Below are 19,543 nucleotides of genomic sequence, written 5' to 3'. Positions count from 1 at the left end.
CCCCTCGTGGCGGCGATGTGTCGTACTCCACACTGGGTGCCGGTGCCTGAGTCCTCGGAGCGCGACCGAACCGTCCCACCCGGGTTCCCGATCCCTTCGGTTCCGCTCATCGCGTACGGGACGGACAACGGCGAGGCCGTCGACTCCGCCCCCGAAGAACCGCTGCCGCACCCCTTGGCAGCGATCATCCTGGAGGTCGCCCCCGTGCAGACCCAGACCCTCACCCAGACCGACATCGGCGCGGCCGGCGCGGAGCCGGACGACGCGGAGAGCGGCGTCCTCGTCGCGGTCCCCCCGCAGCACCGCGCCGCGCGCCACCCGGAGCCCGGCCCCGCCGGCCCGGTCGAACCCGCCGAGCACGCTGACTCCGCCGCATCAGCCGACACCGAGGCCCCCGCCGGGCCGCCCGCCGTGCCGGAGATGGCCACCGAGCCGGCCGACGAGCCGCCCGAACCCCCGCGCGGCCGCGCCGACACCGGCGGCCCGTCCTCTGACCTGTTCCGCCAGTACCTCCGCGAGATCGGCCGCATCCCGCTGCTCACCGCCGCCGAGGAGGTCGAACTCGCCCGCCGCGTCGAGGCCGGCCTCTTCGCCGAGGAGCGGCTCGGCACCACCCCCGGGCTCGACGAGCGGCTCACCCTCGACCTCGACCGGCTGGTCGTGATGGGCCGGATGGCCAAACGCCGGCTGATCGAGGCGAACCTGCGCCTGGTGGTCTCCGTCGCCAAGCGGTACGTCGGCCGCGGCCTGACCATGCTCGACCTCGTCCAGGAGGGCAACCTCGGCCTGATCAGGGCGGTCGAGAAGTTCGACTACGCCCGCGGCTACAAGTTCTCCACCTACGCGACCTGGTGGATCAGGCAGGCCATGTCCCGCGCCCTCGCCGACCAGGCCCGCACCATCCGGGTCCCGGTCCATGTCGTCGAACTCATCAACCGCGTCGTCCGCGTCCAGCGCCGGATGCTCCAGGAGCGCGGCTGCGAGCCGACCGCCGAAGAGGTAGCCGCCCACCTCGACCTGGCGCCCGAACGGGTCGGCGAGGTCCTGCGGCTGGCCCAGGAGCCGGTGTCGCTGCACGCGCCGGTCGGCGAGGAGGACGACGTCGCGCTCGGCGACCTCATCGAGGACGGCGACGCCGCCTCGCCCGTCGAGTCCGCCGCGTTCCTGCTGCTGCGCGAGCACCTGGAAGCCGTGCTGTCGACACTGGGGGAGCGGGAGCGCAAGGTCGTCCAGCTCCGCTACGGACTCGCCGACGGCCGGCCGCGCACCCTGGAGGAGATCGGCCGCATCTTCGGCGTGACCCGCGAGCGGATACGGCAGATCGAGTCGAAGACCCTCAACAAACTCCGCGACCACGCCCTCGCCGACCAGCTCCGCGGCTACCTGGACTGACAGCGGGCCGCTCACCCCGGACGAGGTGAGCGGCCCCCGGCGACGGCAGGACCCGTCCCGCTAGTCGACTTCGGCGACCGCCTGCGCGAACTGCGCCTGGTACAGGCGCGCGTAGGCACCCTGGGACGCCAACAGGTCGGTGTGCGTGCCCTGTTCGACGATCGAGCCGTTCTCCATCACGAGGATCGTGTCCGCGTCCCTGATGGTGGAGAGCCGGTGCGCGATCACGAACGAGGTCCGCCCTGCGGCCAGTTTGGCCATCGCCTTCTGGATCAGCACCTCGGTGCGGGTGTCGACCGAGCTGGTCGCCTCGTCGAGGACCAGGATCACCGGGTCGGACAGGAACGCCCGCGCGATGGTGATCAGCTGCTTCTCACCGGCGCTGACGCCGGTGCCCTCGTCGTCGATCACCGTGTCGTAGCCGTCGGGCAGCGTCCGCACGAACCGGTCGGCGTGCGCGGCCCGCGCCGCCTCCTCGATCTCGCCCCTGGTGACCTCGCGGGAGGCGCCGTAGGCGATGTTCTCCGCGATGGTGCCGCCGAACAGCCAGGTGTCCTGGAGCACCATGCCGATCCCGGACCGCAGATCGTCCCTCGACATCTGCGCGATGTCGACGCCGTCCAGGGTGATCCGCCCGCCCGAGACGTCGTAGAACCGCATCAGCAGATTGACCAGGGTCGTCTTGCCCGCCCCGGTCGGGCCGACGATCGCGACCGTGTGACCCGGCTCGACCTTGAGGGACAGATCCTCGATGAGCGGCTTCTCCGGGTCGTAGCGGAACGACACGTTCTCGAGGGCGACCCGCCCGCGCAGCTCCTGGGGCCGCACGCCGGGCACCGGGTCGGCCTCCTGCTCCTCGGCGTCGAGGAGTTCGAAGATCCGCTCGGCGGAGGCGACACCCGACTGCACCAGGTTCGCCATCGACGCGACCTGCGTCAGCGGCATCGAGAACTGCCGCGAGTACTGGATGAACGCCTGCACGTCACCGATGGAGAGCGCGCCCGACGCCACCCGCAGCCCGCCGACCACCGCGACCAGCACATAGTTCAGGTTCGACACGAACATCATCAGCGGCTGCATGATCCCGCTGTTGAACTGCGCCTTGAACCCCGCCTCGTACAGCGCCTCGTTCTGCTCGGCGAACTGCTCGGCCGACTCCCGCTGCCGCCCGAACACCTTCACCAGGGTGTGCCCGGTGTACATCTCCTCGATGTGCGCGTTCAGCTTGCCCGTGGTGCGCCACTGCTGCACGAAGTGCGGCTGCGACCGCTTGCCGACCCGGGTGGCGATGACGAACGACAGCGGCACCGTCACCAGCGCGACCAGCGCCAGCAGCCACGACACCCAGAACATCACCGCGAGCACACCGATGATGGTCAGCAGCGAGTTGATCAGCTGGCCCATCGACTGCTGGAGCGTCTGCCCGATGTTGTCGATGTCGTTGGTCGCCCGGCTCAGCACCTCACCGCGCTGCCGCTGGTCGAAGTAGGACAGCGGCAGCCGCGCCAGCTTGCCCTGGACGGACTCGCGCAGCCGGTACATCGTCCGGTTCACGGCCCGGTTGACCAGCCGGGTCGCCACCGCCATCAGCAGCCCGGCGACCAGGAAGGTGCCGAGCGCGAGCAGCAGGACGTCGCCCACCGCGCCGAAGTCGATGCCCTTGCCCGGCGTGAAGTCGGTGGAGCGCAGCACGTCGGCGAGGGCGCCCTCGCCCCGCGCCCGCATCGACGCGAGCACCTCCTGCTTGGTGGTGCCGGCCGGCATCTGCTTGCCGACGATGCCGGCGAAGATCAGGTCGGTGGCGTTGCCGAGGATCTTCGGGCCGATCACGTTCAGACCGACGCTGACGACCACGCAGGCCAGCAGCGCGTAGATGGTCAGCCGCTCCGGCTTGAACTGGGCGATCAGGCGCCGTCCCGACACCTTGAAGTCCAGCGAGCGCTGCTCGGGGCCGCCGCCGGCCATCATCCGCCCCATCGGACCGGCCATCAGGCGGCCTCCGCTTCCGTCAGCTGGGAGAGCACGATCTCCCGGTAGGTCTCATTGCCCGCCATCAGCTCCTGATGGTGTCCTGTGCCGACGACCCGGCCCTCGTCCAGGACGATGATCCGGTCGGCGTCGCGGATGGTCGCCACCCGCTGGGCGACGATGACGACGGTCGCCTCGGCGGTCTCCCGGCCGAGGGCCGCGCGCAGCGCCGCGTCGGTCGCGTAGTCGAGCGCGGAGAACGAGTCGTCGAAGAGGTAGATCTCCGGGCGCTGCACCAGGGTGCGGGCGATGGCGAGCCGCTGCCGCTGGCCGCCTGAGACGTTGGTGCCGCCCTGCGCGATGGGCGCGTCGAGGCCGCCTTCGAGGCGGTCCACGAACTCCTTGGCCTGTGCCACCTCCAGGGCGTGCCACAGCTCCTCGTCGGTGGCGTCCGGGTTGCCGTAGCGCAGGTTGGTGGCGACGGTCCCGGCGAACAGGTAGGGCTTCTGCGGCACCAGGCCGACGGTCCTGGCGAGCAGCGTCGGTTCGAGCTCGGCGACCGGGGTGCCGTCGACGAGGACCTCGCCCTCGGTGGCGTCGAACAGCCGGGGGACGAGGCCGAGCAGGGTGGACTTGCCGCTGCCGGTCGAGCCGATCACGGCGGTCGTCTCGCCGGGCCTGGCCACCAGGTCGATCGACTTCAGCACGGACTCCTCGGCGCCCGGGTAGCGGAACCCGGCGCCGCGGATCTCCAGATGGCCGTGCCTGCGCAGCTCGGTGACCGGCGCGACCGGCGGCACCACGCTGGACGAGGTGCCGAGGACCTCCTGGATGCGCTCGGCGCACACCTCGGCGCGCGGCACCATCATGAACATGAAGGTGGCCATCATCACGGACATGACGATCTGCATCAGATAGGCGAGGAACGCGGTCAGGTCGCCGATCTGCATCCCGCCGCTGTTGATCCGGTGGGCGCCGAACCAGACCACCGCGATCGACGACAGGTTCACCGTCGTCATCACCACGGGGAACATGAGTGCGAGCAGGTTGCCGGTCTTCAGGGACATCTCGGTGAGGTCGCCGTTGGCCTTGCGGAACCGCTCGCCCTCGTACGTGTCGCGGACGAAGGCGCGGATCACCCGGTTGCCGGTGATCTGCTCGCGCAGCACCCGGTTCACGGTGTCGAGGCGGCTCTGCATGGACCGGAACAGCGGCCGCAGCCGGCGCACGATCAGCGTCACGCAGATGCCCAGGGTCGGCACCACGGCCACCAGCACGGCCGACAGCGGCACGTCGAGGCCGAGCGCCAGCACGATCCCGCCCACACACATGATCGGGGCGGAGACCATGAGGGTGAACGTCATCAGGGCCAGCATCTGGACCTGCTGGACGTCGTTCGTGGTCCGGGTGATCAGGGTGGGCGCTCCGAAGTGGCCTACCTCACGCGCGGAGAACGACTGCACGCGGTCGAAGACGGCGGCCCGCAGGTCGCGGCCGAGCGCCGACGCGGTGCGGGCGCCGAAGTAGACGGCGCCGATGTTGCATCCCACCTGGACCAGCGAGATCGCGACCATCAGGGCGCCGAAGGAGAGGATGTACCCGGTGTCCCCCTTGACCACGCCGTTGTCGATGATGTGCGCGTTCAGGGTGGGCAGGTAGAGGGTGGCGCAGGTCTGCAGGAGCTGGAGCACCACCAGCAGGGTGAGGGGTTTTCGGTAGGGGCTGAGATAGCTTCGCAGTAGTCGTATGAGCACGCTACGTCTCTCGGAGTCGGCGGCGGGGCGGGCTTGGTGCCCGAGGCTCCTATCGTCCTGCACTCCACCGGTGTTACCCCAACTGATTAACCCGACAGCGGTGCTTCTTCAGCCCTTCCGGGCGGAACGTGACATTCCGGCGGGATCAGGACCGAAACGCCCCCGGGTGCGTCTGCTCCCTGACGGACACGTACTGCTGGCGCACCGCCTGCCCGACGGCCAGCTCCTCGCCCGGTTCGAGCACCTGCGCGGCCGCCCCCTGCCAGGCCGGCGGATTGCGCGGATCGAGGGCGCCCTGCGACACCCCGAGCGCCCAGGCGGCCTGCCGGGCGGCCCCGATCGCCGCGTAGTCCGCGGGCTGCGGGACGACGACCGGCACGCCGAACAGCGCGGGAGCGGCGGCCTGCACGGCGGGCAGCTCGGCCGCCGCCCCCAGCAGGAAGATCCGCCGCACCTCCACGCCCCGGCCGCGCAGCACATCGAGGGCGTCCGCGAGCCCGCAGAGCATCCCCTCGAACGCGGCCCGCGCCAGATGCTCGGGCCGCATCGACTCCCGCCGCAGCCCGGCCAGCGTCCCGGCGGTGTGCGGCAGGTTCGGCGTCCGCTCGCCCTCCAGGTACGGCAGCATCACCAGACCGTGCGAGCCCGGGGTCGACTTCACCGCCAGCTCGGAGAGCGCGTCGAGATCCGCGAGCCCGAGCAGCTCCTTCGCCCCGCGCAGGGTCCGCACCGCGTTCAGGGTGGTGACGACGGGCAGGTGCATGCCGGTCGCGTCGGCGAGGGAGGTGATCATTCCGCTCTGGTCGACCAGCGCCTCGGGGTGCACGGCCATCACGGACCCGGAGGCGCCCAGCGACACCACCGCGTCGCCGAGCCCGATGCCGAGGCCGAAGGCGGCGGCCATCGTCTCGCCGGTGCCCGCCGAGATCAGCAGCCCCTCGGGGGTCGTGCCGGCCGCCTCGGCCGGGCCGATCACCTCGGGCAGCAGGGCCTGGTGGCCGAGGGCCAGCTCCACCAGATCGTGCCGGTAGCCGCCGCCGGCCGCCGACCAGTAGCCGGTGCCCGAGGCGCCGCCCCGGTCGGTGGTCCTGCGCGCGGGACGGCCGAGCAGCTGCCACACCAGCCAGTCGTGGGCCTGGAGCAGCGCGGCGGTGCGGTGCGCGGCGTCCGGCTCGGTCTTCGCCAGCCAGCGCAGCTTCGTCACCGGGTGGGCGGCCTGCGGGACGGACCCCACGGCCTGCGCCCACGCCTCGCGCCCGCCGAGCGCGTCGATCAGATCGGCCGCCGCGACCTGCGCCCGCCGGTCGCCGCCGACCATCGCCTGGCGCACGGTGTTGCCCTGCCCGTCGAGCGGCACGAGCGCGTTCTGCTGCGCGGAGACGCCGATGGCCTGGACGCCTTCGAGGAGCCCGCCGCCCGCCGCCTCACCGAGGGAGAGCAGCCAGGCCTGCGGGTCGATGTCGGAGGGCCGCCCGGCGCCTTCGGCGCCCTCGACCGGATGCGGCGCGTAGCCCTGCCTGAGCACGGCACCGGTGTCCGTGTCGCAGACGACGATGCGAGTGAAATCCGGTGAGCTGTCCAACCCGGCGACTATCCCCATGGCCAAAATTCTGCCGTACCGGCGGGCCTGCTCGGGCCGTGGGCGCCGCGAGGAGCGTCGGCCGCGGCCGGGGTGGCCGCCGATGAGTGTGTGTTGTGGCTGGTGACACGGTTCCCCGCGGCCCTCGGAGGGACGCGGGGAACCGTGTCGACGCGACGCGTTACGTGTTGCTCGTGCCCCAGTCGTCCGCCGTGGCGGACGACTGGCCGCGCTCCCGCAGGGAGCGGACCCGCTGGGCCACCGAGTCGGGCATCTTGTCCCCGACCCGCTCACTGACCACGTGGTACGCCTTGCCCGCGAACTGGCGGCCCTGGAGGGCCGCCGACTCGGCGGTGTTGCGGACCGCCGGATTCTGCGCGACCTGCCGTGCCGACTTCTTCAACTGCTCGTACCGCTCGCGCCCGGCACGCGTGCCCAGCACGTAGCCCAGCGCCAGGCCGGAGACGAACGTGAGCTTGTAGCGCATGGTGGCTGCCCTTCCCTCGTGTCGGTGCCGGGGGGTACTGATTGGCGGAGCACCCCCCTGCTTGCGCTAATGTATGTGTCGCAGCGAACGCCCGCCCCCTGGCGACTACCCAGGTAGGTGCGTTCGATGCAACGAGGCATTCCCCTGTAGCTCAATTGGCAGAGCAGCCGGCTGTTAACCGGCAGGTTACTGGTTCGAGTCCAGTCGGGGGAGCTCGGTCCTCCGTAGCTCAATTGGCAGAGCAGCCGGCTGTTAACCGGCAGGTTACTGGTTCGAGTCCAGTCGGGGGAGCATGCTGAACGAGGACCCCGTTGGGGTCCTTTTTCATGTCCGCAGGAACCGCGCTGGTCACGGCGGAGTCCTCAAGGGCATGCGAAGTCGGCCATACGAAGCAGGAGATCGTATGAGCGGCTATGCTGCGGCAGACGGCGCGCACACTTGTACGCGACACGCCGCGAGGGGCGGTAGCTCAGCCGGTTAGAGCAGCGGACTCATAATCCGTCGGTCCTGGGTTCGAGTCCCAGCCGCCCCACCGCGAGCCGCAGACGAAGAATCGTTCTTCCCTGCGGCTCTGGCATTTTTCGGGGCAGCTGCTGCCGGTTCCCGGCGCCCTGACCGCGGGCCAGGGCGTTCCTGTACGTTCTTCTGGGGCCCGACCCTGCACTCCCGTCACGCCACCGCACGTCGGCCCGAAGTCGGTGCGACCGCCCGTCGAGCGCCGGCCGACGGCCCCCGCCGCCCGCCCCAACTCCTTTTCCGACAAGCGGGAACGGTCGTGTCCCCGCCGCCCGCCCGACGGCCCGAGCGCCGTGACGGTGCCGTGAGCGCCGGGACGCGGGACCTGACCCGGACATGAGTGAGGAATACGCATGGCACGTGAGCATGATCCTTCCCCTCCCATACCCCCGCGGTCGGGCACATCGGCCGGTGCGAGCGGCTCCGGTGGCGCACCGATGACCGTGCGCCGCGCGGTGACCATGCGCGGCGCGGCCGAGGACCCCGGCGGCGCGCTGACACCCGGCGGCGGGCAGAGCGGCCCGCGTGGCCGCGCCGAGGCGCCGTCAGCCGCCCCTTCCGCGGAACCGGCCGTCGGCACCGGGACCCCGGCCGCCGCCGAGGAGCCGGAGAGCGGAGCGCCGAAGGGCCGGCAGCCCGAGGCCGCGGGGAGCGACGGCGCCCGGGAGGAGGCCGAGCGGCCCGAAGGCGCCGCGGCGGGTCCGAGTGCTGTGGCGGGTCCGAGTGCCGTGGCGGGGGGCGGGGTTCCTGAGTCGGTGGCCGAGGGGGCGTCAGGGCCGGCCGCGACCGCGTCCGCTTCGGGGCCCGCCGCCGCGGTGTCCGCCTCGGAACCCGCCGGTGCCTCCCCGGACGCCACGGCGGCCGTGGCGGCGTCCGGCGGTGGCGGTGCGGGCGCGCGGGCGCTGGCGGGGGGCGAACCGCCCAGCGGGCGGCCCAAGAAGCCGATGCTGGCCGCGGCGGCGATCGTCGGCGCGATCCTGATCTCGGTCCCGATCCTCGTCGCGGGCCGCGACGACCGCGAGCCCGAGCGGGAGCGTACGGAGACCGTGGCCGGCACGGTCATGGACGACTCCGAGCGGCTGGCCGTCCCCGGCACCTACACCAGCGAGTCGCCGTCGCCGTCGCCCTCTCCCACGCCCAGCGAGGTGAAGGAGAAGAAGAAGGCGGAGCCGAAGCGGGCGCCCGAGCCCGCGGTCGTCAAGGAGGCGGTCTCGGCGTCGCCGAGCGAGCCCGAGAGCAGGCCCACCGCCACCGTGACGGCCAGGGCGCCGCTGAACACGGCCGCCACCGCCGTCAACCGCCTCGCCAGGAACGACCCCGACGGGCGGCACATCTGCTACCGCGCCTTCGTCAGCGGGCGCGGCTGGCAGACACCCGTCTGCGACGGGACGATGGCCGGGACGGCGGGTCAGGGCAAGCAGATCACCGCCCTCAACATCGCGGTGTGGAAGGTCGGCGGCGCCGCCGCCAACGCGCTTCTCCACGACCCGGGTTCGACCAGCGGCAACGCCAAGTGGCAGCCGCAGTGGACGGCCATCACGGCCGACGGCAAGAACGTCTACATCGGCAGTTCGAAGAAGGGCGCCCCGTTCATGACCGGGTTCGCCATGAACGTCGGTACGGGCTCGGTCTGCCAGAGCGTGCGGATGCAGGGCGGCGACTGGAGCGCGCAGTACTGCAAGAACGCCCGCCCCGAGTTCCTCTTCGGCGGGACCACCGACAACGCGAGGTGGTTCGAGGCGCTGAAGCTGACGGTGTGACCCGACGGGTCGTACGGTCCGCCGGACGCGACAGGGGTGCCCGGCCGTTCGTCATCGAGCGGCCTCCGGAGCACCCCTGTTCCGCGTCGGGCCCGGAGGTCAGCGGCCGGTGGCGAGGGTGACGGAGCCGTGGGCGACCGCCGGGTCGTGCACGCCGTCGCCGACCAGGGCGGCGTCGTAGCCGTGGGTCAACTCCCGTGCGGCGCGTGGTCCGACGCGCTCGCGGGCGTCGACGGCGGCGACGCCGTCGCGGCCGGTGCGCGCCTCGGCCAGGAACCGGCCGTCGGTGGTGGTGAACCGCACCGCCACCCCGCGGACCGGTTTTCCGCTCGACGGGTCGAGGGCGCGGGCGTTGAGGTTCCGCAGCGTCAACCGGGCCACGTCCAGGGTCGCTTGGCCCGCGGTGAGGTCGACCGGCTTCAGGTGGGCGCAGCTGTCGTGGGGGCCGCAGGCCCGCACGGCGGGTCCGGCCGTGGCGCCGGGGGCCGGGCCCAGCGCGACGAGCACCGCCGTCGCCAGGACGGCGCAGGCGCGTCCCAGGGGGCGCGGGTGTCTCGGGGCTCTCATGGATTCTCCTCGGGGGCGGGGTTCCTGTCGGCCGGGCAGACGCTAACGGCCCGTCCGCCCGCCGAACCCCGGCAGCCCTCACGAAGGACGCTAAAGGGTGGGAAATGCATCAAAGTTGACGAGATGTCAGCTTGATGATGACGGGCGGCGCGGTGCGGGAGAGGGGGACGCGGTCGCGGCGAAATGTTTCCCGCCGGTTGTTCGGGGAAACGGATCGCCGGTCACGAGGATTCGCGGTGGGCGTCGATATCTTTCCCTGTCGTGAGAAACGACTCTTTCCCCGTCCCCGGTCTCAGAATGCGTACCGCCGGTGTCCATGACTTCGAGGCGGTCAGGGCCATGCACGGGAGATGCAGTGCCGAGAGCCGTGTACGGCGCTACTGGACGAGCGCGCCGGAATTCTCCCGCACCAACTGGCACCGGCTGGCCGAGCCGGAACGCGGCGTCGCCGTCGTCGCCCACGATGACGATCGCATTGTCGCCATGGCCAACATCCTTTATCTCGACACGGCGGGACAGGCCGAGATCGCCTTTCTCGTGGAGGACGCCTGGCAGTCCCGCGGAGTGGGGACGGGGCTCGCGCGGCAGGCACTCGACCGGTGCCGGGCGGACGGACTCGACACCGTGTTCGCGTGGGTCTGCGTCACCAACACCCGGATGCACCGCCTGATGCGCAGCCTCGGCGCGGACCACCGCGCGCTGGGGGAGGGGGAGTCCGAGTTCATGTACGACCTCACCTGAGGGGTGTCGGGGGATGGCCGGGTCCGTCCCTGCGGGAGGGAACGGGTGTGCAGGTTCCTGCTGTTGATGCATGGCGGGAGCCACCGTGGGCACGATGTCGCTGGGCGGGGCGTGGACCAGGTGCGGTCCATGCCGGCCAACCGGATTGCACCGGCTCAGCCGGCCCGACACCCGAGGAGGGCGCCATGAACCGCCAGACCCGCGTCCGTGTCACCCGTCGTCCCGTCGTCTCCCGCGATCCGCGGGACATCATCGACCGCAGGACCCCGTCGGGGCGGCTGCTGCCGTACTGAGGGCCGGGGCGACCCGGCCGCCGGGTCCCCCCACGGGGCGTTCCGTCCGACGGAGCGCCCCGTGCTCACAGCGGCGCCTGCCACACCACTGTCGTCCCGCCGCCGGCCGCGTCCGCCGCGTGGGGCGTTCCGTCGTCGTGGACCGTCAGGCGTACGGCGTCCCGGCCGTCGGGCAGGGTCGCCGTCGCGTCGACGGTGACCTCGACGCGGGAGACCGCGGGGCGTTCGACGGCGGCGGTGAGGGCGTGCCGCAGCGCCGTCAGGAGGTGACCCGCGGCCTGGTCGGGGACGCGGTGGTCGACCGCGCCGGTGAAGGCGACGGACGGCGCGAAGCCCAGCCGCGCCGCCGCGTCCGTCGTCTCCCGCAGCACCCGGCTCCGGAACGAGCCGGGCGCCTCGGCGGGCGGCTGCTGGAGCGCGAAGATCGCCGTGCGCACCTCCTGGATCGTCGACTGGAGTTCGTCGACGGCCCTGCCGAGCGCCGCCCGTACCTCGTCCGACTCCTCGGCGGGCGCCCTGCGTTCGGCGGACTCCAGCATCATTCCGGTGGCGAAGAGGCGCTGCACCACCAGGTCGTGCAGATCGCGGGCGATCCGGTCACGGTCCTCGAACACCGCGAGCCGCTCCCGGCCGTGCCGCGCGTCGGCCAGCACCAGGGCGAGGGCGGCCTGCGAGGCGAACTGGGTGGCCAGCAGCCGCTCCAGGGCGGTGTAGGGCCGGCCGCCGCGTCTGCGGGGCAGCGCGAGGGTGCCGATGAGCCGGCCCTCCGCCTGCAACGGCAGCATCATGCTGGGTCCGAACCGGTGCCGCACATGGGTCGTCATCCGCGGGTCGGTCGCCGAGTCGTCGATGAACACCGGCTCACCGCCGAGGAGTTGGACGAGGACCGGGCTGCCCGGCTGGATGGTCGCGCCGACGATGTCGCCCGGGTCGTCGTGCGTGGACGCGGTCACGATCTCCATGCCGCCCTCGGCGGTGGGCTGGAGGATGACGCCCGCGGACGCGGCGGCGAGGATCCTGGCCCGCTCGGCGACCGTCATCAGGGCGTCGGCGGCCCGCTCGCCGGTCAGCAGCGCGTTGGTGACGGCCGCCGCGCCCTCGATCCAGCGCTCGCGCTGCCTGGCCGTCTCGTACAGCCGGGCGTTGCCGACGGCGATGCCGGCCTGGGCGGCGAGGACCCGCAGCACCTGCTCGTCCGCGGCGCCGAACCCGTCGTCGTCCCGCGCGGCGAGGAGCAGCCGTCCGAACTCCTCGTCCCGCACCCGGATCGGGACGCTCAGCACGGCCGCGCCGGGCGGCACCGTGCCCCGGGCGCGGATCTCGGTGAGGCCGTCGCGCCCGGGGTCGGAGAGGGTGAGTGCCGCGTACCGGGCGCCGGTCAGCCCGGCCGCGCTGTCCACGATGTGCCGGAGCGTGGTGCGCAGGTCGAGTGCGACCCCGACGCCGAGGACCGCTTCGAGGAGGGGCGGCAGCCGGTCGGGCATCCGCCGGGGTTCAGCTGGACAGCGGGTCGAGGACGATCGGCTCGATCCGGCCCTCCAGCATCGCGCCGAGCCCCTGGACGGCGCAGATGTCGGGCTGTTCGGCGATGTGCACCGGCATGCCGGTGGCGCGGCGCAGCATCTGGTCGAGGCCGGGGAGGCGGGCGCTGCCGCCGACCATCATGATCCCGCGGTCGACGAGGTCGGCGACCAGGTCGGGCGGGCAGGCGCGCAGCACCCGTCCGATGCCGTCGAGGACCGCGGTCATCGGGGTCTCGATGGCGTCGCGGACGGCGGCCGTGTCGACGTGGACGGAGCGGGCGAGGCCGGTCGCCACGTCCCGGCCGTGGATCTCGGTGGAGGTCGGGCCCTGCGAGGTGAGGCCGTTGTCGGACAGCGCGAGCTGGAGGGGGCGCACGGACTGGCTGGGCAGCATCAGCTCGTGCTCGTGGCGCAGGTGCTGGACGATCGCGTGGTCGACGGCCTCGCCGCCGACCGGGATGCGCTCGGCGGTCACGATCGAGCCGAGGGAGAGCACCGCGACCTGGGTGGCGGCTGCCCCGCACACCATGATCATGGTCGCCTCGGGCCGCTCGACGGGCAGTCCGCAGCCGACGGCGGCGGCGATCAGCGTGTCCACCAGCTCCACCCGGCGGGCGCCGAGCCCGACGAGGGTCTCGATCGCGGCGCGCTGGGCCAGCGGGTCGGCGTCGTGCGGGGTGCAGGCCGCGGCCCGCAGCCGGGGCTTGCGGCGCAGGTTGCGGCGGATCTTGTCGCCGATCAGGTGCCGCAGCATCCGCTGGGCCATCTCGATGTCGACGACGGTGCCGCCCGAGACGGGGCGCACCACGCGGATGTAGTGCGGGGTGCGGCCTGTCATCTGCTCGGCGAACTCCCCGACCGCGATCAGGGCCCCGGTCCTGGTGTTGACCGCGGCGGCCGACGGCTGGTCGACGACGAGCCCGACGCCCTTCACGTAGACGCGGGTCCTGGCCGCCCCCAGGTCGACGGCGAAGTGGCAGCGGCGCAGCTGCTCCAGACTGGCGGTCATGGGCGGGTCCTCCGATAACACAGACCGTGGGGGGCCGCCGGGCGGCGGGCCTCTCCTACGCATGGTGCGGGCGGTGGGGAGGGGTCCGCCTGTTGTGGGGGGCCGGGCGGGGTGCGACCGAACGGGTGTTTTTTCTGATGTGCACTTTGTGTGGGTGAAATAAGTGATGCTCGGTCAGAAGGCGCGTCCCGGGGTGGTCCTGGCGCCCGATGGGCGGGAACATGTCAAAAGTGCGGGGGTGGGGCGAAGGGGAGGGCGACGATGGGCGGACGGTCGGTCGGGCGGGGGGCGGCCTTGCTGGCGGCCGGACTCGTGCTGGCGTCGCTGCCGCCCCGGCCCGCGGGCGCCAGCGGCGGCGGCCGTCCCTCCGCGCCCGCCGGTGTCCGTGCCCCGGTGCCCGACACCACCGCCACCGGTACCGTCACCCTCGTCACCGGGGACAAGGTGACCGTCGTCGGCCTCGGCGGGGGGCGCAGGGCCGTCACCGTGGAGCGGCCCAGGGGTGCGACCGGCGGCGTCCGCACCGAGACGGTGAACGGCGGGCTCAGCGTCGTCCCCGACGAGGCGCGGCCGTACCTGCGGGACGGGACGCTCGACCTGCGCCTCTTCGACGTCGGCGCGCTGCTGCGGCAGGGGTTCGGGGACCGGGCGGCGGGCGGGCTGCCGCTGATCGTCGGCTGGGCGCCGGGCGCCGCCGTCGCCACCCCGCGCGGCACCGAACGCGTCCGGACGCTGCCGAGCGTGCGCGGCGCCGCCGTCCGGGCCGGCCAAGGGCGGGGATTCTGGCGGGAGTTCGTCCGGCGGGACGGCATCCGCAGGGTCTGGCTCGACGGGCGGGTCCGCTCCGACCTGGCCCGGAGCAACGCGCAGATCGGCACCCCGGCCGCCTGGCAGGCCGGGCTGACCGGCGCGGGCGTCACCGTCGCCGTCCTCGACTCCGGGTACGACGCCGCCCATCCCGACCTCGCGGGGCGGGTCGCCGTGGCGCGCGGCTTCGTCGCGGGGGCGGACGACGTCGCCGACCGCGACGGCCACGGCACCCACGTCACGTCGACGGTCGGCGGCAGCGGGGCCGCCTCCGGGGGCACGGAGCGGGGAGTCGCGCCCGGGGCGACGCTCGCCGTCGGCAAGGTGCTCGGCGACCAGGGCGCGGGCAGCGAGTCGCAGATCATCGCGGGCATGGAGTGGGCGGCCAGGGACGTCCGCGCCAGGATCGTCTCGATGAGCCTCGGCTCCACCGCGCCGGGCGACGGCACAGGGCCGATGGACCAGGCCGTCGGCGCCCTCACCGCCGAGACCGGCGCCCTCTTCGTGGTCTCCGCCGGCAACGCGGGGGCGCCGTCCTCCATCGGCTCGCCCGGCACCGCCGACGCCGCGCTGACCGTCGGCGCCGTCGACTCCGCCGACCGGCCGGCCGCCTTCACCAGCGCGGGGCCACGCCTCGGCGACCAGGCACTCAAACCGGACCTCTCCGCGCCCGGCGTCGACATCCTCGCCGCCCGCTCAGGGCTCACCCCGGGTAGCGGCCCCTACACGACCATGAGCGGCACCTCGATGGCGGTCCCGCACGTCGCGGGCGTCGCCGCCCTGCTCGCCGAGGAGCATCCCGACTGGACGGGACAACAGGTGAAGGACGCGCTGATGTCCAGCAGCCGCCCGCTCGACGCGTCCGCCTATCTGCTGGGCGCGGGCCGGGTCAGCGCCGCCGGCGCCGTCGGCGCGCACCTCACCGCGACCGGCAGCGCCGACCTCGGCCTCCACCCGTGGGCCCGGGACGGCGACCAGCCCGTCACCAGGACCCTCACCTACACCAACACCTCCGACAGCGCGGTCGAGTTGGGGCTCACCGCGGAGGGCGCCCCGGACGGTGTCGTCACCCTCGCCGACTCCTCGCTCACCGTGCCCGCGCACGCCACCGCCACCACCACGGTCACCGGCGACGCCGGTCCCGCGCCGGTGGGCGCCTCCAGCGGCCGGATCGTGGCCTCCGTCGCCGGAACTCCCGTCGCGCACACGGTCTTCGGCCTGGTCAAGGAGGACGAGCGGTACACCCTCACGGTCCGGGTGAAGGACCGCGACGGCGCCGCGGCCCCGGCCGACCTGCTGGTGCAGCCACTCGCCGAGGGCGTCGACCCCCGGCCGGCGCGCGTCGACGCCTCCGGCACGCTCCGCCTCCGCCTCGCCCCCGGCACCTACGGGGTGACGTCCTTCCTCGACGTGCGCGGCAGCCACGGCGCCGACTCGCTCGGGCTCGGGTTCCTCGCCGCCCCCGAGATCGTCCTCGACCGCGACCGTGAGGTGACCCTCGACGCGCGGCGGCTGCGCGAGGTGCGCGCCGAGGTGCCCCGGCGCACCGGGACCCGCCAACTGGTCATGGAGTACGCGCGCAGCGGCGGCGGCAGCGACCTGTCCGTCGCCGTCCAGGTCGCCGCCGGGTACGACAGCGTCTTCGCCGCGCCGACCGAACCGGTCACCCGGGGCCGCTTCGAGTACCGCACCGTGTGGCGGCTCGGTCGGCCACCGCTGGAGGTCGCCGGGGTGCGGGACGCGTTCGCCCAGGCCGGCGGGACCGTGCCGGACGGGCACCGGCGGCTGCCGCTCGTCGACGTCGGGGACGGCCCCGTCACCGGGGTGGCGGGCCGGGCCGTCCTCGCCAGGCTCGCCCCGGACGCCGACCCGGTGGCCCTCGCGCGGGCCGCTCAAGACGCCGGTGCGCAGGCGCTGTTCGTCACCGACGACGCCCCCGGACGGCTCAGCGCCTGGTGGGGCGACGGGAGCGGCGACCGGCCGTTCCCGATCGCCACCGTGGACAGCGCCGACGCGGCCGGGCTGCGCGCCGCCCGCCGGGTCGACCTGACCGGCACCCCCGACTCGCCCTACCTGTACGACCTTTCGGAGGGGCACCAAGGAGCGGTCCCCGACCGCGACCTCACCTACCGGCCCGCACCAGGTCAACTCGCCACCGTACGCACGACGTTCCACGCGGCCCGGCCGGTCACCGGCGGCGAGTTCCGCTTCTCCGTCACCGACGCCTTCCCGACCGGCCTCGGCTTCATGGAACCCGTCGGCCTTCCGGCCACCCGCACCGACCACGTCTCCACCGGGACGGGACAGCTCTGGCACGAGGCGGTGACGGCGGGCGACGGGACGTGGGAGCAGCGCGGCGGGCTGGTCGGCTACCGCGCCGGGACCCGGCCCGCCCGGCACTGGTTCCGGCCCGTCTGGCATCCCTGGCTGGGCAGCGCCCTCGACCGGGGCCAGGCCCGCCGGGGCGACCAACTGCGGTTCGACACACCCGGGTTCGGCGACTCAGGGCCCGACCACACCGGGTACGGGGACGTCTGGAGCGAGGGGAGCGGGATGCGCCAGACCACCTCCGTCCTCCTCGACGGCGCCCTCGTCGCCCGCGCCGAAGGCTCCGCCGTCCTCGTCCGGGACGCGCCCGCCGACCCGCACACCTACCGGATCGTCACCGACACCGTTGTGGACGCGGCCCGTTGGGGGCGGGACTGCCGCGGGCACAGCGAGTGGACCGTCAGGTCCGCCGCCACCCCCGCCGACCGGTGGACCGTCCTGCCCCTGCTCAACCTCGCCTTCGACCTCGGCACCGACCGCACGGGTGCGGTGCGGGCCGGCGCCGGGCTGCCCGTCGCGCTGCGCGCGGAACCGGTGCCGGGCGCCACCGGCACGGTCGACGGCGGCACGGGCGCCTCCGGCACGATCGGCGGTGGCACAGCCGCCTCCGGCATGGTCGACGGTGGCCGGCTCGATGTCTCCTACGACGGCGGGACGTCGTGGCGGCCGGTCGCGCTGAGCGGTCGACGAGGGGCGTGGAGAGGCGAGTTGCGGGTGCCGGACACGGCCGGGTCGGTCTCCCTGCGGGCCTCGGCGCACGACGACCGCGGCGGCACGGTGACCCAGGAGATCGTCAGAGCCGTGGGCGTCGTCGCGCGGTAGCGGGCCCGTGACACGCGGCGGCGCCGCCTCCCTGGGACGGGGAGACGGCGCCTCTGCACTTCCTTGCGACACCCTCGCTGCTACACCAGCCAGCCGAAGAAGTGGACCAGGCCGGCGATGATGTCGGTGAGAAGGTTCATGGTGGTACGTCTCCTTGCTGTGCTGCGTACGTGGGACTCGCACCGATCACGGTATGCATCCCGTTGATCGCGCTCCGTCAGTATGGTCGGCCCGGTACGCCCGTGCCGATCTCAGGAGCGACGATCACCTGTTCTGGGGAGCATCTGTTCCCTTGTTCGGATCGGGCAGCGAGCGCTTCATGACCTTCCCCATGTCGTTGCGGGGCAGCGCGTCGAGGTGCCTGACCACCCGCGGACGCTTGTGCGGAGCCAGCCGGCCGGCCACATGGTCGGCCAACTCCCGCTCCGACGGCGGGGACTGGGGGTCAGCCGGGACCACCCAGGCGACGATCCGCTCGCCCAGATCGGCGTCGGGCTCCCCGGTCACCGCCACCTCCCGCACCCCCGGATGGTCGAGCAGCGCGTTCTCGATCTCCCCCGCCCCGATCTTGTAACCCCCGCTCTTGATCAGGTCGGTGGCCTTGCGGCCGACGATCCTGACCCAGCCGTCGGGGTCCCGCACCGCCATGTCCCCGGTGCGGAACCAGCCGTCCGCGGTGAACGCGGCCCGGGTGGCGTCCGGCCGGTTGAGGTAGCCGGTGAAGAGATTGGCGCCGCGCACCTGGATCTCGCCCACGCTCTCGCCGTCCCACCGCTCGATCGGCGAGCCGTCCTCCTCGACGAGCCGCAGCGCGACGCCGGGCAGCGGCACGCCGACCGTCCCGGCGCGGGGCTCGCCGTCCGCGCGGACGCTGGTGTTCATCAGCGTCTCCGTCATGCCGTACCGCTCGATCACCCGGCGTCCGGTGGCCGCCGTGATCCGCTCGTGGTCGTGCACCGGCAGCGCGGCGGACCCGGACACCAGCAGCCGCGCCCGGCCCAACGCCTTCGCCAACTCCGGCTCCCGCTGCACGGCTTGGGCGATCCGGTGGTACATCGTGGGCACCCCGAACAGCATGGTGGCGCCCGTGTCGAGCTCCCGGGTCACGCCCTCGGTGGAGAACCTCCCCAGGTGCCTGACCTCGCCGCCGCGCCGCAGCGGGCCGAGGACGCCGAGCACCAGGCCGTGCACATGGAACAGCGGCAGCCCGTGCACCAGGACGTCGTCGCCGGTCCACGCCCAGGCGTCGGCCAGCGCGTCCAGGGTGGCGGCGACGGCCCGCCGCGGCAGCACGGCGCCCTTGGGCGGGCCGGTCGTCCCCGAGGTGTAGACGACCAGCGCCGGCTCCTCGGGGCCGGCCTCGGGGAAGCGACCCGGCGCGGCGCCCGACGCGTCTGCGTCTGCGTCCATGTCTGCGTCTGCGCCTGCGTCCACGTCTACGTCGACCCGGGCCAACTCAGCCAGCGGCGACGGGAGTTCGTCACCGGGGGCGGCCAGGACCAGCGTCGGCGCGCTGTCCGCGAGGATGTGCTCCAGCTCCTTGGCACCCGACTTCGGGTTGAGCGGCACCGCGGCCACCCCCGCCCGCAGCGCCGCCACCACGGCGACGGCCGTCTCCAGCGCGGGCGTCGCCCAGACGGCGACCCGGGTCGCGTCCGTGACTCGGGTCGCATCCGTGACCTGGCCCGCATCCGCGATCCGGGCCGTGTCTGTGATCCGGGCGGCGTCCGTGATCCGGGCCGCCAGGGCGTTGGCCGCCGAACCGAGCCGCGCGTACGTCAGGCGGCGGTCGCCGAACGCCAGGGCGACCCGCTCGCTCGGGTTCTCCAGAGCGGGGAAGAGGGGGGAGGACACGGTGCGCACTCCTAGGAGTCGGGGGACATCACCCCCGTTCCTACACCACGTCCGCCACCGCACAACTGACGTTGTCCGGGCCGCCGGCGCCGCCACCGCCGCGTCGGGATGCTCGCTCGCGGTGAGCAGCTCCCGCAGCCGGT

The 19,543-nt window shown here is 73.4% G+C and carries 12 protein-coding genes and 3 tRNA genes; 7 read left to right on the top strand and 8 right to left on the bottom strand.

Translation table 11 applies throughout. The features are described from left to right. Window positions 1-42: 42 nt before the first annotated feature. On the top strand, window positions 43-1,392 hold the full coding sequence (locus DDJ31_RS12045) for an RNA polymerase sigma factor (protein ID WP_127180273.1): 1,350 nt from the start codon (window positions 43-45) through the stop codon (window positions 1,390-1,392). 60 nt (window positions 1,393-1,452) lie between these two features. Here the strand turns inward: DDJ31_RS12045 and DDJ31_RS12040 are convergent, their stop codons facing one another. The 4 genes from DDJ31_RS12040 to DDJ31_RS12025 all read right to left on the bottom strand — a co-directional run bounded on the left by DDJ31_RS12040 (window position 1,453) and on the right by DDJ31_RS12025 (window position 7,180). Continuing rightward, entirely contained in the window at window positions 1,453-3,381 is a 1,929-nt protein-coding gene (locus DDJ31_RS12040; protein ID WP_127180274.1) for an ABC transporter ATP-binding protein, read from the bottom strand. Next, a complete protein-coding gene (locus tag DDJ31_RS12035; RefSeq protein ID WP_127180275.1) occupies window positions 3,381-5,114 on the bottom strand; it encodes an ABC transporter ATP-binding protein in 1,734 nt (577 codons plus the stop codon). Before DDJ31_RS12035 ends, DDJ31_RS12040 begins: the two co-directional genes overlap by 1 nt. A 145-nt stretch (window positions 5,115-5,259) precedes the next feature. After that, complete coding sequence (locus DDJ31_RS12030) at window positions 5,260-6,714, bottom strand: FGGY family carbohydrate kinase (protein ID WP_127180276.1); 1,455 nt, start codon at window positions 6,712-6,714, stop codon at window positions 5,260-5,262. A gap of 160 nt (window positions 6,715-6,874) precedes the next feature. Further along, on the bottom strand, window positions 6,875-7,180 hold the full coding sequence (locus DDJ31_RS12025) for a YtxH domain-containing protein (RefSeq protein WP_127180277.1): 306 nt from the start codon (window positions 7,178-7,180) through the stop codon (window positions 6,875-6,877). Between the two features lie 140 nt (window positions 7,181-7,320). Here DDJ31_RS12025 and DDJ31_RS12020 point away from each other — a divergent pair. The 4 genes from DDJ31_RS12020 (at window position 7,321) to DDJ31_RS12005 (ending at window position 9,456) form a co-directional block, all read left to right on the top strand. Next, a tRNA-Asn gene (locus DDJ31_RS12020) sits at window positions 7,321-7,393 on the top strand. A 5-nt stretch (window positions 7,394-7,398) separates the two neighbouring features. Beyond that, window positions 7,399-7,471, top strand: a tRNA-Asn gene (locus DDJ31_RS12015). A 167-nt stretch (window positions 7,472-7,638) separates the two neighbouring features. Further along, window positions 7,639-7,712, top strand: a tRNA-Ile gene (locus tag DDJ31_RS12010). Between the two features lie 421 nt (window positions 7,713-8,133). Further along, window positions 8,134-9,456 (top strand): hydrogenase expression protein HypA, encoded by a 1,323-nt coding sequence (locus DDJ31_RS12005; RefSeq protein WP_240678235.1) that lies wholly within the window; start codon window positions 8,134-8,136, stop codon window positions 9,454-9,456. A gap of 99 nt (window positions 9,457-9,555) precedes the next feature. Here DDJ31_RS12005 and DDJ31_RS12000 read toward each other — a convergent pair whose 3' ends face one another. Further along, on the bottom strand, window positions 9,556-10,023 hold the full coding sequence (locus DDJ31_RS12000; RefSeq protein WP_127180279.1) for a hypothetical protein: 468 nt from the start codon (window positions 10,021-10,023) through the stop codon (window positions 9,556-9,558). Between the two features lie 297 nt (window positions 10,024-10,320). Here DDJ31_RS12000 and DDJ31_RS11995 point away from each other — a divergent pair, with 297 nt between their 5' ends. Beyond that, on the top strand, window positions 10,321-10,764 hold the full coding sequence (locus DDJ31_RS11995) for a GNAT family N-acetyltransferase (protein WP_164784987.1): 444 nt from the start codon (window positions 10,321-10,323) through the stop codon (window positions 10,762-10,764). Window positions 10,765-11,122: 358 nt separating this feature from the next. On the opposite strand, the gene DDJ31_RS11990 is transcribed toward DDJ31_RS11995, so the two are convergent. Beyond that, window positions 11,123-12,541, bottom strand: a complete 1,419-nt coding sequence (locus DDJ31_RS11990) for a sensor histidine kinase (protein ID WP_127180281.1) — start codon at window positions 12,539-12,541, stop codon at window positions 11,123-11,125. A gap of 10 nt (window positions 12,542-12,551) precedes the next feature. Continuing rightward, window positions 12,552-13,589 carry a rod shape-determining protein gene (locus tag DDJ31_RS11985; protein ID WP_127180282.1) on the bottom strand — a complete coding sequence of 346 codons (1,038 nt, stop codon included), beginning with the start codon at window positions 13,587-13,589 and terminating at the stop codon, window positions 12,552-12,554. Window positions 13,590-13,850: 261 nt separating this feature from the next. Here DDJ31_RS11985 and DDJ31_RS11980 point away from each other — a divergent pair, with 261 nt between their 5' ends. Continuing rightward, window positions 13,851-17,546 (top strand): S8 family serine peptidase, encoded by a 3,696-nt coding sequence (locus tag DDJ31_RS11980; protein ID WP_127180283.1) that lies wholly within the window; start codon window positions 13,851-13,853, stop codon window positions 17,544-17,546. Between the two features lie 264 nt (window positions 17,547-17,810). Here DDJ31_RS11980 and DDJ31_RS11975 read toward each other — a convergent pair whose 3' ends face one another. Beyond that, complete coding sequence (locus tag DDJ31_RS11975) at window positions 17,811-19,400, bottom strand: acyl-CoA synthetase (RefSeq protein WP_127180284.1); 1,590 nt, start codon at window positions 19,398-19,400, stop codon at window positions 17,811-17,813. Window positions 19,401-19,543: the final 143 nt, after the last annotated feature.

Source organism: Streptomyces griseoviridis, from assembly GCF_005222485.1.
Taxonomy (GTDB): domain Bacteria; phylum Actinomycetota; class Actinomycetes; order Streptomycetales; family Streptomycetaceae; genus Streptomyces; species Streptomyces hintoniae.
This window is presented reverse-complemented; position numbering and strand designations above follow the sequence as displayed.